At 49.4% G+C, this 13,098-nt stretch carries 11 protein-coding genes and 1 riboswitch; of the genes, 7 read left to right on the top strand and 4 right to left on the bottom strand.

Annotation, left to right across the window (positions count from 1 at the left end):
* The first annotated feature begins 124 nt into the window (after positions 1 to 124).
* From C7B82_RS23085 to C7B82_RS23070, 5 genes are all read left to right on the top strand, one after another.
* Positions 125 to 1,099, top strand: coding sequence for a cysteine synthase A (locus tag C7B82_RS23085; protein WP_106258948.1), 975 nt, complete (start codon positions 125 to 127; stop codon positions 1,097 to 1,099).
* Positions 1,100 to 1,251: 152 nt separating this feature from the next.
* Positions 1,252 to 1,318, top strand: a riboswitch (Glutamine riboswitch).
* A 42-nt stretch (positions 1,319 to 1,360) separates the two neighbouring features.
* Positions 1,361 to 1,789, top strand: a complete 429-nt coding sequence (pirA, locus tag C7B82_RS23080; protein ID WP_106258947.1) for an arginine synthesis PII-interacting regulator PirA — start codon at positions 1,361 to 1,363, stop codon at positions 1,787 to 1,789.
* A 234-nt stretch (positions 1,790 to 2,023) separates the two neighbouring features.
* Entirely contained in the window at positions 2,024 to 2,803 is a 780-nt protein-coding gene (locus C7B82_RS23075; RefSeq protein WP_146141241.1) for a hypothetical protein, read from the top strand.
* Between the two features lie 13 nt (positions 2,804 to 2,816).
* The gene (locus tag C7B82_RS32620; protein WP_181357623.1) at positions 2,817 to 2,972 is read left to right on the top strand and encodes a hypothetical protein; all 156 of its coding nucleotides are present in this window, start codon (positions 2,817 to 2,819) and stop codon (positions 2,970 to 2,972) included.
* Between the two features lie 116 nt (positions 2,973 to 3,088).
* Positions 3,089 to 4,657: an NAD(P)H-hydrate dehydratase gene (locus C7B82_RS23070; RefSeq protein WP_106258999.1), complete on the top strand. Its 1,569-nt coding sequence runs from the start codon at positions 3,089 to 3,091 to the stop codon at positions 4,655 to 4,657.
* A gap of 325 nt (positions 4,658 to 4,982) precedes the next feature.
* Here C7B82_RS23070 and C7B82_RS23065 read toward each other — a convergent pair whose 3' ends face one another.
* Together C7B82_RS23065 and C7B82_RS23060 are read right to left on the bottom strand one after the other, a co-directional pair.
* Positions 4,983 to 6,167, bottom strand: a complete 1,185-nt coding sequence (locus tag C7B82_RS23065; protein ID WP_106258944.1) for a macro domain-containing protein — start codon at positions 6,165 to 6,167, stop codon at positions 4,983 to 4,985.
* 55 nt (positions 6,168 to 6,222) lie between these two features.
* Positions 6,223 to 6,816 (bottom strand): NUDIX domain-containing protein, encoded by a 594-nt coding sequence (locus tag C7B82_RS23060; protein ID WP_106258942.1) that lies wholly within the window; start codon positions 6,814 to 6,816, stop codon positions 6,223 to 6,225.
* Between the two features lie 521 nt (positions 6,817 to 7,337).
* Here C7B82_RS23060 and C7B82_RS23055 point away from each other — a divergent pair.
* Together C7B82_RS23055 and C7B82_RS23050 are read left to right on the top strand one after the other, a co-directional pair.
* A complete protein-coding gene (locus C7B82_RS23055; RefSeq protein ID WP_106258941.1) occupies positions 7,338 to 8,078 on the top strand; it encodes a hypothetical protein in 741 nt (246 codons plus the stop codon).
* A 38-nt stretch (positions 8,079 to 8,116) separates the two neighbouring features.
* A complete protein-coding gene (locus tag C7B82_RS23050; RefSeq protein WP_106258939.1) occupies positions 8,117 to 9,427 on the top strand; it encodes a DUF4231 domain-containing protein in 1,311 nt (436 codons plus the stop codon).
* Positions 9,428 to 9,431: 4 nt separating this feature from the next.
* Here C7B82_RS23050 and C7B82_RS23045 read toward each other — a convergent pair whose 3' ends face one another.
* Positions 9,432 to 12,014, bottom strand: a complete 2,583-nt coding sequence (locus C7B82_RS23045) for a serine/threonine-protein kinase (protein WP_181357622.1) — start codon at positions 12,012 to 12,014, stop codon at positions 9,432 to 9,434.
* Between the two features lie 415 nt (positions 12,015 to 12,429).
* Positions 12,430 to 12,846, bottom strand: coding sequence for a hypothetical protein (locus C7B82_RS23040; protein WP_106258938.1), 417 nt, complete (start codon positions 12,844 to 12,846; stop codon positions 12,430 to 12,432).
* Positions 12,847 to 13,098 lie beyond the last annotated feature (252 nt).

The following is a 13,098-nucleotide window of genomic DNA, read 5'->3' as shown; positions in this document are numbered from 1 at the left end:
CTGGCAATGAGATGAACGTATAGATCGAACCAAATGCCGTCTGCTGCTAAAAAGAGAGCACCAATTTAGCCGCCATACGCCAGAATCTTTATAGGGAATAGAGAATCACCAGGTAGTTTTTAGCATGGATATCAAGAGTGGCTTCATCGGCGCGATCGGCAACACCCCTTTAATTCGGCTGAACAGCTTCAGCGACGAAACAGGCTGCGAAATTCTGGGCAAAGCAGAATTTTTGAATCCTGGTGGCTCGGTCAAAGATCGGGCTGCACTCTACATTATTCAAGATGCCGAAGCAAAAGGTCTGCTCAAGCCTGGAGGCACCGTTGTAGAAGGCACTGCTGGTAACACAGGTATCGGGCTGACGCACATCTGCAACGCCAAAGGCTATAAATGCCTGATTGTCATTCCCGAAACGCAGTCGCAGGAAAAAATTGATCTCTTGCGGACGTTGGGAGCCGAAGTGCGTACCGTTCCTGCTGTGCCTTACAAAGATCCCAATAATTACGTCAAGCTTTCCGGCAGAATCGCCTCAGAAATGGAAAACGCGATTTGGGCAAACCAGTTCGACAACTTGGCAAATCGCCAGGCCCATTATGAAACAACGGGACCTGAGATTTGGACGCAGACCGATGGCAACGTCGATGCCTGGGTCGCTGCAACGGGTACGGGTGGCACCTACGCCGGAGTGGCCCTATTTTTAAAAGAAAAGAAGGCTGAGATTCAATGCGTCCTCGCTGACCCAATGGGTAGCGGACTTTATAGCTACGTCAAAACGGGTGAACCGAAAGCTGAGGGAAGTTCCATTACCGAAGGCATTGGCAACAGCCGTGTGACGGCCAATATGCAAGGAGCACCCGCCGATGATGCGATTCAAATTGATGACACCGAAGCGGTGCGGATGGTCTATCAACTTCTGGAAAAAGACGGGCTGTTCATGGGTGGCTCAGTCGGCATTAACGTTGGAGCCGCGATCGCCCTGGCAAAGCGAATAGGACCCGGACACACGATCGTCACCGTTCTATGCGATGGTGGTAGCCGCTACCAGTCCAAACTCTTTAACAGCGACTGGCTGACCGCAAAAGGGCTGCTACCAGCGTAGTTAGCTAATGGTTCTTGACGAGTGAGAGTCAGCGATCGCCCAACTGCACCTAGAGTCATCCCAAAGACAGAGATCTCAGACATGGAGTATAAAGTTTCACTAAAGCCCCCATAATTGCCTATTTCTGTAGCTTATAATACAGATATAAATCAATCGTTCATCTAGCCGAAAATTGGATTCGGCGGACGGAAGTAGGGAGAAGTCCCGAAGGAACGCGCCTCAAACCACAATAACAACGCATTTAACCAAGAGGCGAAGACCATGCAACTTACTTACCGTGGCGCTCATTACGAGTATACTCCCGGTGGCACTAAAGCCGCCCGTGAGTCAAATGTTTTTCGCGCTCTCCGACCCACCTTTAACCTACGCTACCGTGGTTCCGTTTACGCCGTCGACCCTAATGCAGAGCCGAGCCTGCCAGTGTCACAGCCACCTGCACAGTTAGTGTACCGTGGTACTGCCTACTCCTTAAACGGTTGGACAAAGCCCGTTGCAGCTGTGCAAGCCACATCCAGCGTCTTATCAAACACAGCTCGCTTTAGCAAGAAAGCGTCTGGCAAAGCAGAGTTCGCAACTGTTCATCGCAGCAATCTTTACAACAACCTGCAGCGTCGCCTTCAAGTGGCACGCGATAGAGGCGACCAAAACCTGATCGATTTGCTTGAGCAGGAACTACAGCAAATTGTGTAGATCTGCCCGAGAATGCTGGTTCTTACTAGCATCAACGGTTGGACTTAAAGCCTCAACTCGGTCAGTTGCTAAAAAGTCGAGGACGGCTTGATTGAGCCTAGTCTTAGCCTTAAAACTCTCAGTGGAGTTCTCGTTACCAAACGACGGTACAGGTCATCTGTACCGTTTTTTGTGCCATTCAGTCATTCTGCGTATAACATGGCTGACATCAAACCATGCTGTGAGGGATGCACGATGGCAACTGGTGCACTGTATAGAGGCACAAACCTTTCTGGACAGGCTTCTGATAGCGCCTGTCTACGATCGTTCGACATCCATTCAGGCCAATGTCTGCCTATGAGATCGCTGCTTGTAGGCTGTTGGGCGCTGGGTGGTTGCGCGATCGTCTCCTTTATGGGACTGTCCCCGAGCCAAGCGCAGCAGATTGTGCCATTGCCACCACCACCGACCGTTTCAGTGCCGGGTCTGACGAATGGGTACTCTAGCAACTCGACCCCGTTACCGGGTGGCGAAACTGTCTTTGTAGCACCGATCAATCGCCAAGGTGTAGCCGCTCAGTATGTTGTCTATGTGAATGGAGACAGTCCCTATTTATTGCAGCAAGTGCGATCGATTGAGCCGAATGCAGTTGTACAGCAGTATCAGGGGCAGACAGTCATTCAAGCTGGAACCTTTGACAACGAGGCAAGTGCTCGGCGGCAAATTGCGGCGCTAAACTCGCAAGGCATTATGGCTGAGCTGGGGACCATCAATGCAGCAAGCAATGTGCTCTCACCAAACGTAGCAACAACAAGCCGCTATGTCGTTGTCATTCCAGGCGGTCGAGATGAGCTTGCCAGTCTGGCTGATCGAGCGATTCGCATGGGTATCCGCCAGGAAGCCATTCAAGAGAAAGGCGCACCGCTAGGACCACACCTGGAAATTGGCCCTTTCGCACAGCATAGCGACGCTAAGAAGATTAGTCAGTTCCTTAATGGTGGTGGTCTCGATGCACGAGTTTACTACAACCGCTAAGTAGAAGCGCCTCATGCAACTGATCAGCTCTCAAAGCTGTCAGCCATCAGCATTCAGCATCAAGCATCTTCAGTTTCATGACGTCCACTTATTGAGTGATACGGCGATCGCTATCGACTACGAGTGGGTGCCAAGGTCGTTCTGCATCGCCTGTGGTCAATCAACTTAATGGCGTTGACTGCGGCCATCTCTCTCCTCGGTCAGTTGTTTTTGACCGAGGGGGATGTTGTACAGTCTTGGTTCACTGCACACGATGCACCACTTACAGTGTTGCACCCTTCGAGGATGACAGCTTCAACAGTGCTGACGAGAATCCAGTCGCTTCAGCAAATTGTGGTCACTGCCGCTCAGATGAGGCAGATTGAAGAGCGTATTTTTGCTGCGGGTCTGCCGGTGGAAGCCTTAATGGAAAAGGCTGCAGGACTCATTGCTCGTCGAGTTAAAGCGCTCTATGCTGATCGGCACCAGCATCTAGGTGTCTTAGTCGGACCTGGGCACAACGGGGGTGACGCACTGGTTGTCGCCCGTGAATTGCACCTCGACGGCTACACTGTTTCACTGTATTGCCCTTTTTCAAATCTCAAAGATTTAACAGCGCAGCAGTATCGCTACTGTCAAAGTCTCGGCATTCCCTTCGTGGAACAGGTAGACGCGTTAAAGGACTGTGATGTGTTGATCGATGGGTTGTTTGGGTTTGGGCTACAGCGATCGCTAAGTGGCGACATTGAAACGGTGGTTAACCAAATCAACCAATGGTCTCAACCAGTCGTCAGTATTGATCTTCCATCAGGCTTACACACCGATACAGGTGCAGCACTGGGAACGGCCGTCTGCGCAACCCACACTCTATGTCTCGGCTTATGGAAGCAAGGTTTGCTGCAAGACCAGGCGCTTGACTATGCAGGCAGCATTGAATTGATTGATTTCGGTGTACCTCTGACGGATGTGTGGGCTGTGTTGGGCAAGCCACCATCGGTACGACGCATTACACCAGAGCAGGCGATCGCTCATTTGCCCTTAGCGCGTCCTGCCGCCACACACAAATACAAAATGGGACACGTCCTCTTGATCTGTGGTTCTCGCCGGTACGCCGGTGGTGCGTTGCTGACAGCCCTTGGTGCCCGCGCCAGTGGTGTTGGTATGCTCTCGATCGCGGCTCCAAAGGCGTTGAAAGCAACGTTAACAGCACAGTTACCCGAAGCGCTGGTGTGGGGCTGTGACGAATCAGAAACGGGCGCGATCGCTCAATTGCCAGATGGACTTGATCTCAGTGTGTATCACGCGATCGCCTGTGGTCCTGGCTTAACGATGGATGCTCACGCTGTTATACAGCAGGTCTTGAGCCAAAAGCAGGCGCTTGTCCTGGATGCTGATGGTTTAAATTTTCTCGCCCAACAGGGCACCATTCCAACACTCCAAACACGGCAAGCACCAACGGTCATCACGCCACATTTGGGTGAATTTAAGCGACTTTTCCCGGATCTTGCCGATCCAATGCCCTGCCGGATTATGGCTGCTCAAGCGGCGGCGGCGGCATCGGGTGCTGTTGTGCTGCTGAAGGGGGCACGAGTTGCGATCGCTGACCCTGAAGGCACCGTCTGGATTAATCCTCAAAGTACGGCTGCACTGGCTCGCGGGGGTAGTGGCGATGTGCTGACTGGGCTGCTAGGTGGACTACTGGCACAGACGATCGCAGCTCCTTCTCCATCACATTCTATTCTTGATAGTGTCTTGGCGGGTGCTTGGTGGCATGCCCAAGCAGGCATTTTAGCGATGCAGGAACGCACACTTTTAGGTGTTGATGCCTTTACGCTATCGCAATACTTACTTCCAGCGCTGATTAGGGAAATATAGTCCCACTTAGAAAGCAGTGAGTAAACTTCAGCTACACGACACACTCTGGGAGGCATGGTGCCACGCAGAATCCGATAAGCACGAAATGGCAAGGAGAAAAAAGATTGAAAATTCTAGTTTTCACATTGCAAGACTTCCTAACTCACTAATCAGTGATTGAGGTGCAAAGACTTCATAACAAGTTAGGATTTACATGTAGTAAAAGCCTAAAATGATGAAATCATGGGCTTTTCTCATTTGTTAGTGAATGCCTGTACTTACTGAAGATGAAGACAACTTTACTTGCATATAATGCAATGGTTAGTAATGCAGAATTCCCTCATGCTCATTTAGTAAGTCGTTTGAGTCTGCTGTTCGAAGCAAGAATCTCTTCGCACGCAGCTCGTTCACGTTCACTCCAAGCTAAAAAGTAAACATATTTGATGGTACTTCTCGTAAAGATTTCTAGATAAGAGATTGCTGCATCAATTAGCTGCTTCGCACTTGCTCTAAGATCAGCACCACCTGCACCTGCACCCATGATTGGGAACAAAATTGACTTGTAGCCTTCATCGCCAAAATCATCGTCTACTTTTCTAAGCGCATTAGTGACACATGCATTTACCTCTTGAATGGGTATATACCCTTTCCCTATTTGCCCGTTAACTGAAGCAGCGTGAAAAACTTTTTTGACGTTATGCGACTTTTCTAATTGACCAGAACTTGTTGAAATAATTGTTCCTCCATCAACATAAGTCTCACCATCCATATTTTCCAATAGTTCGTCGGCAATCGTATCTCGCTTTACTCGCTTAGTAGAGGAACTTTTTTCTGCCCCAAGATAGCGGATCACACCAGAAATGTTGCGATCGTAGTATCGAGCCATTTGCATGTTTGTATTTTCCGAATTAACCCAGATGTCAACTTCTACGACTTTTTGAAGATCACCTGTGATAATCCCGACATGTTTACCTGGTACATCTTTAAGTTCAAAATCGTGAACTTTATGAGGCAGTGGCTCGTTTTCAGCTCCAAGCATCTGAACTTTGAAATATTTTCCAATATGTTTCTGTACAAGGCTATCTGGTTTCTGATTTTGATTTTTCAAGCCGTTGAGGATGAATTCTGAAAGCGTTTTTCTTGATGTCTCGCGATTCTCTAAATCATACTCAAAAACCTTAAGAGACTGGATATTATAAGGGATAGGAAGAGAGCTTTTTTGTCGTATGATAATAGTCACTGAAGCTCTGAGAGCATGGCGAACACCGAGTTCGTAAAAAACATTTGCATTCGATGTGGTGATATCCACGACCGCGACATCATCATAAAGAATATGATGGAACATGTCTTCTACGATCACTCCACCTTCTTTGATTTTGTCTGATCGATAGATAGCAATCCCCATATCTTCGACAGCTTGCTTAATGATGGATTCATAAACAATCTCAAAATCGACGTCCTTCCCAGTGCTTTGATCTTTTTTGATGCCGTAAGGCATAATTACAAAACACTTTTTCTGGCTATCATCCATAGTGAGTATCCCTTAACACTAAGTCGAAATTTTGGATGCTTAAGCACGTTACAAATTACTCTTCCTCAGTAATGCCTAATTGATCTAAGTTACTTTGAAGCCAGAGTATGCCAATGATAGTTTTAGCGTCCACGATCTCGCCGGATGCATAGGCTTGCCAAAGCTCTGGTAGAGAATAAGCTACTAACTTAATGTCTTCTTGTTCGTCCTCCAATCCACCACCATCGGCAACTTTCTCTGTGTCGCTAACTTCAGCATAGTAGAGGATAATTCGTTCTGATGAACCACCTGGCGATACGTAAAAAGTGCCGATTGATCTAAGGCGGCTGGTCGTGTACCCCGTTTCTTCCAAAAGCTCTCGATGAATTGCCTCTTCAGCATTCTCTCCCTGATTCAGAATGCCAGCCATGACCTCAGTGATCCAACCACCTGTCTTTTTATAGGTTGGATACTTAAATTGATTGACTAAGATAACTTTTCTAGAGTCTTTGTTGAATATAATCGCAGCAACTGCATCACCTCGTTCAAAGCTTAATCGAGTGACAGTATCGCTCATCTTGCCGTTAAAACGTTCATAGCTAAGCTCTGCCTGCTCAATTTTGAAAAATTTATCAAAGACCAGTTTTTGGCTTCCAATGCTAACTTTCATAGTTCTCTCGTTGCTCTTATGGCTGCTGTTTAGTGAGTGAAAAGTCTCTGAGGCACCTAGCCAGCTATGCTCGACAGTTAATTACTGGAAGAAGGGTAAATTTTGATGTCCAAGTGCTCGTTTCGCGCTCCTTAGGAATAGAAGCGCGAGGTAAGCCAAATGCTCTAGTGCAATTTTAACTCCTGATCTTTAATGTGGAAAGGCTTGAGGCGAAATATTTCTCTTTGGAGAATCTATATCGCCTCTGGCAATGTAGGTTGGATGCTTCCGACCCTACATTGCCAAATCGAAAAACCATGAGTTTATTTTTTCAAGCGCTTAAAATATGTTCAACGGATATTGATGCGGCAATAGATTGAGTGTTTGCCCCGCTGCTTGCGATATCTCTCAAAATTGACATATTTTTCTCAGGAGTGCGCTTCTTCAGTGTAGAACCAATGGCTAAGAGTAAAATCTAGATGAGACAATCGGTAAAGTTGGCTATAATTGCATATCGGTCTACATCCTAGTCAAGACCCCTTATGGCACAACTCTCTAAGATTAGTTTTTCAAATGGTTTGTTTGCAGAGGCAATTCAGCTTGAAACATCGACGAGTATGGCTTTTGTGCTACAACGTTTGGGGCTTGAAGGACAACATCCGGCGCTTGTGCTGATTGGTGGTGCCAGTAAGATGAGTGCGGTGAACCTTAAGCGGTTGGAGAAGCTTTTTGTTGAAGTTCTGGCACCAATAGCGCAAAAGTGGCAAGCTGTTGTCATTGATGGCGGTACCGATGCTGGCGTCATGCGCCTTATAGGGCAGGCGCGCCATGCGACTCACGCTAATTTTCCACTGGTTGGCATTGTTCCATGTGGGCTCGCTGCATTGCCTGACCAGATTGCTACTTCGTCAGATGCCGCACCGCTAGAGCCTCACCATACCCATTTCCTTCTAGTTCCAGGCTCAAATTGGGGTGATGAAACTGTCTTGATGGACGACCTTGCCAGCGCTGTGGCTGGTTCGGCATCGGTCACCATTTTGGTGAATGGCGGCGAGATTACCTGGAAGGAAGCGTCCCAAAGTGTAGAGGCAGACCGTCCAATTATTGTTATCGCTGGGACTGGGCGTACTGCTGATATACTCGCAGCCGCGCTCCATGGCAATTCTGAGGATGAACGAGCAGCGTCACTGGCGGCATCTGGCTTGGTGCGCGCGATCGATCTAGACACTGGAACTGAGACCCTTGCCGCCATGATTGACGACATTTTTGCGGCTAAAAGCTAATATGCTCCCAGACCCGCGATCGCTAGCAGAGATTTGATATGCCGGATACCGCACCAAGCTCAGCTCCTTCCAGCCGTAACCAAATTCTCGAAGATGCATGGCTCCGCTTCGCCAAGTACAACCAGAATGCGTCCATTGCACAAAAGCGCTTCACGCAGCAACGGCGCTGGATCCTCATCTTAGGTGTTGCAGCCACGACATTAGGTGTTACTTATTCGGTTGTTGAAAAGAATTCGGATTTTCGTCATTGGCTGTCACCAGAAAATAGCCAACAGGAAAAAATGCTGGGCATTTTGCACTTTCCAGTTCTCGCTGTGCCGATTATTCTTGGCGTGCTGGTGGCAATTTCAGTCAAATTTAACATGGGCATCAGTTGGGTGATGTTGCGAAGCAGTGCTGAAGCCCTTAAAAAGGAGATCTATCGTTACCGGATGCAGGTTGGCGAGTATAACCCCACAAAACTCACTCCCGCCGAATCACGCGATATCCGTCTGGCACGCGCCCTCAAGCTGGTTAGCAAGCGGCTGATGCAAACCCCAGTCAACCAAACCGATCTGCTAGCCTATGACACCGAAAAAAATCCCCTTCCACCCAAAGACGGCACGCCTAAAGGTGATGATGGGTTTGGTGACATGACCGCTGAACAGTACTTAGCATGGCGGGTTGACGACCAGTTTGACTATTACCAGAAGAAAGCAGCTCGGTTAGGCAAAGGGTTGAGACGTTTTCAACTGGTGATTTTCTTTCTCAGTGCTGTGGGAACCTTGCTCGCTGGTTTGGGATTTGATGTTTGGATTGCAGTCAGTAGTGCTCTGGCTGCCGCTGTTACGGCATATCTAGAGTTTAGGCGAGTTGAAACGAATGTTGTGTCGTGCAATATCTCAGCGGCCGACCTCTACGACATTCGAGTTTGGTGGCATGCTCTCTCTCTTGAAGCCAGAGCGCAACGAGTGAATATCGAAACCTTAGTTGCCAGTACCGAAGCTGTGTTGCAGACAGAAAACGCGGGCTGGCTGCAAGAAATGCGTGAAGCCCTGGCTGAAATCTATGGCGACAAGAAGGATAAAGATCACGACGCTAGCAAACTTTTGGATGAGGTGAGCCCTGCACTTCAGCCTAGCCCGATCGCGGGACTGTCTGAGCAGAGCAAGAGCACAGTGAATCCTTCCCAGACAACAGTAGAGCCAACACCTGAGGCCGAACCTGTGGTTCCCCAAGCGCCTGTAGACCCGTTGCCGCCACAAGATACCCTCCTACCCACTGACGCTGTTGCTGACCCCGTAAAAGCAGCAGAACCAGAGATTGCAGTGGATGTCTCTGATCCGACCGCTGCTGAAGCAATACGCTAGTGAGTCATGTTTGCAGCTCAAGTGCTCTAAGCTCGTGCTGGATGCGATCGCGATCGTTCCTTGCTGGTTGAAAATCGGGCTTGATCGCTAGTGCCTGCTCTAAGGCCTGGATGGCATCTGCATATTGCCTCAATTCACACAGCACACGCCCCCGCCAATACCATGCAGTATGGCTCTTGGGTTGGATCTGGATGGCGCGATCAAAGCAAGCAAGCGCCTCGCGATACCGCTTCAGGCGTACAAAGGCATCACCCAAACAACAGCAAAGATCCACGTCGTTTGGCTTCAGTTGTACCGCATGCTGATAAGACGAAATGGCCTCTTCATGACGGTCTAAGCCATATAAGACATTGCCTCGCCAGCGCCAAAGGCTAGCATCATCCGATCGCAGTAAGCGCGCCTGCTCATACAGGCTGAAGGCGTCTGTATGACGCTGTTGCTTTTCTAATAGACGTCCCTCTTGCAGCAAGCGATCGTAATCAGCGCTGACTATAGCGACCGTCTCAGCAAATGCAGCGAGTGGAGCAGTAATACTTGTTGCATCAACTTTTTCTGTTCTCGGAAGGCTGACAATTGTGTCCTTTGGTCTGTCGGCGCTCCGCACTGCAGGGATTTGCCCTCGCTTAGGCTGGCTGACAAACGTTTCTTCTGGGTTTGGTAGGGATAGCGAGGCAGACAATCCTGGGTCAAGGTGCTGCCGCTCAGCTTGCAACACGCCATGACGTTGGTGAATGTTTAGAGCGATCATGGGGTGGCCAGAGCCCATCAGTGAGTCATCTATAGACGCAATGGTTGCATCGTCCTCTGGTAAAGCTGAGTCGCCTGATTTGAGTTGTTGCAGTACACGCCTGCGACCCTCCACCGCTTCCTGGAAATCAGGCTTCAACTGCATCGCACGATCGTAGGAGGCGATCGCGGCTTCTTGCTGCTGGAGGCCTTCTAGCAGGCGCCCCCGGTCGTACCACGCCCAGTAGTTCTCTGGCTGTAGCTGCACGACTTTGTAGTAAGAGGCAACGGCTTCTTCATGGCGGAGCAGATTTTCCATCACGTTGCCTCGTTTGAACCACACCACATGATCATCGGGCTGAATCTCAACGACACGATCGTAGGCGATGACGGCTTCTTCATAGCGCTGCAGGTTTTCGAGCGCCATCCCCCGCATAAACCACGCCAGAGAGTCATCTGGATTCAGTGCAATCGCACGTTCGCAGGCGGTTAACGCTTCGTCGTAATGTTGCAGATGGTAAAGAGTATCAACCCGTCGTAGCTGGATTAAAACCTGCTTTCGGCTTTCGATCGCCAGTTGAAAATCGGGTTTGAGCTGTACTGCACGATCGTAGGAGGCGATCGCCGCATCGGATTGCTGTAGTTTTTCGAGCGTCTTCCCTCGATCAAGCCATGCCCAGTAGTTATCAGGCTGCAGTTGCACAACTTGCTCAAAGGCTGCAAGCGCTTCCTCATAACGCTGAAGCTGAATGAAAACGGCACCCTGCTTGTACCACGCGAGATAATCGGCTGGGTGGAGCTGTAAGACGCGATCGTAGGACGCTGCCGCCTCGTCGAAATGCTTCAGGTTTTCAAGCGCCATCCCCCGCTTAAACCAGGCGACCTCATCATCGGGTTTTGCTTGCAGCACTCGGTCATAGGCAATCACTGCTTCCCGATAGCGCTGGCGTTGAAAGAGATCGTCGCCACGCTCTAGCCAGGCAAGATGCCCATCAAAACTGACCACGGTTGGCGCTGCCAACACAGAGGCAATGGGAGCCGTTTGTGTTAACAATCGCAGTGCCTCTAACGCTTCTGTGGCAGATTCATAACGCTGACGAAAATCATAGCGCACCATCGTGTCCAGCACGTTGGCAAATTCGGGACTGACTTGTACCTGATCGCGCCAGATGATTTCGCTGGTTTTCGGATCTTCCCTGAACTTTTTGGGATAGATGCCCGTCAGGCACTGAATAGCCATCATGCCTACTGCATAGATGTCGCTGCTAAAACGAGGTTTGCCTGCTAGCTGTTCGTTGGGCATGTAGCCAGAAGAGCCGACCGCGATCGTGATACTCACTTCGTGCGCATCAACGATCTGGGCTCCAATTTGTTTAACCGCCCCAAAATCAATCAAAATCAGACGACCATTACTCTGCTGTCGAATCAAGTTAGAGGGCTTAATATCTCGGTGCACCACCTGTTGCTGATGCACAAACTCCAGGACGATCAGCAGATCCTGCAGTAGATGGATCACTTCTAGCTCAGTAAACTGAGGTTCCAGCTTGAGTGCCTGGCTCAGCACTTGCCCTTCAATAAACTCTTGTACTAGATAGAAGTCTTGCGCGTCTTCAAAGTGGGCGAACAGCCTGGGAATTTGCTCGTGACTACCCAGAACGTACAGCACCTCTGCTTCCGTATCAAACAATCGCCTTGCTGCCTGCAAAGCTTCCGGGTCGCTCATTCTGGGTTTGAGCTGCTTTACAACACAGTAAGGGTTGCCAGGAAGATGTAAATCACTTGCCAAATATGTTTGCCCAAACCCACCACCACCCAAGTGGCGAATAATCTGGTAGCGTCCCCCAAGGATTTTGCCCAACATAGGTTACGAAAGCTTCAAAGTGCAAAAAACCGCTTAATGATGCCCCGAGGGAAATCCTGCACCATTATTAACAGGTTCAATGACAGGTCATCATCCGTAGCCGTTCCAGCTTGTTCTTAGATTTATAGTGAGGCAGCCCTATAAGATACGGAATTTCACGTAAGCTGCCTTCACATAGCCTGACGTGATGCTAGCCGATGCCTTGAATGAGGACTGTCAAGGTATAGGGTGTTAGCAATACGCGTAACGCACCCAAATAGCTTTCGTGGTGCGTTACAGCGACACTTAACAAACCTTACGCCTGAGTTTGCCTAAATACATTGCCATGAAGAGGACACGATCGCATGTCAAAAGCCCTTGTTCTGCTTGTGAGATACGATCGCAGAACAAGGGCTTAACTTAACGACAGCCGTCTTTAACCAGGTATCTGAGTGAGCAACGGCTCTAGCCAGGGTTGAAACTGGTCACGACGGAACACTTGAGCCCGGCGACGGTAATCAAACCGCAGCAGACTGGGGATACCATGCTTGCGAACGCATTCCTTAAGCCAGGAGGCAACCCCTTGACCTTCTTCAGGAATCATTTCGGCTTGAAACGGGCCATACATCAAGACCAACATGCTATGCGCTTGAAGAGGGGCATCGCGTTCAATGAGGCTAGTTAAACTCGGATGCGCTGAACGGGACTGACTTGCCATTCTCACTTCGGTGTCTTCTCGGCTAACGCGCGCTCGTAGCGTTTTCGTCATTTCGCGTTGTGCCGTGGACGCACTATATTCTTGATTTGGGTCAGTGTCAGCGTCAGATGGGCGACGAGATCGTCTCTGGGTCATAAAACTCCTAATTTTCAATGGGCTAAAGCAGCCGATCGATCCCTCCTTGTCGAGTTGCAGAGTTACTAGGAGGAGTCGGTGGCTGATCAAGATTAACGAGGCTATTTGCTATGTGAGCAACCTGCCTACTTAGATAGTAACTACTTTTTACAAAAGCGGCAATTTTCTGTACCCAAAAAGCGTTACTTGTGGTAAGTCTGATGACAATTAAACGCGCAGACCGTGTAGAAAATAAACGTTTTGCGTGAGGGA

The sequence above is a fragment of the Stenomitos frigidus ULC18 genome (assembly GCF_003003795.1).
GTDB classification, from domain to species: domain Bacteria; phylum Cyanobacteriota; class Cyanobacteriia; order Leptolyngbyales; family Leptolyngbyaceae; genus Stenomitos; species Stenomitos frigidus_A.
This window is presented reverse-complemented; position numbering and strand designations above follow the sequence as displayed.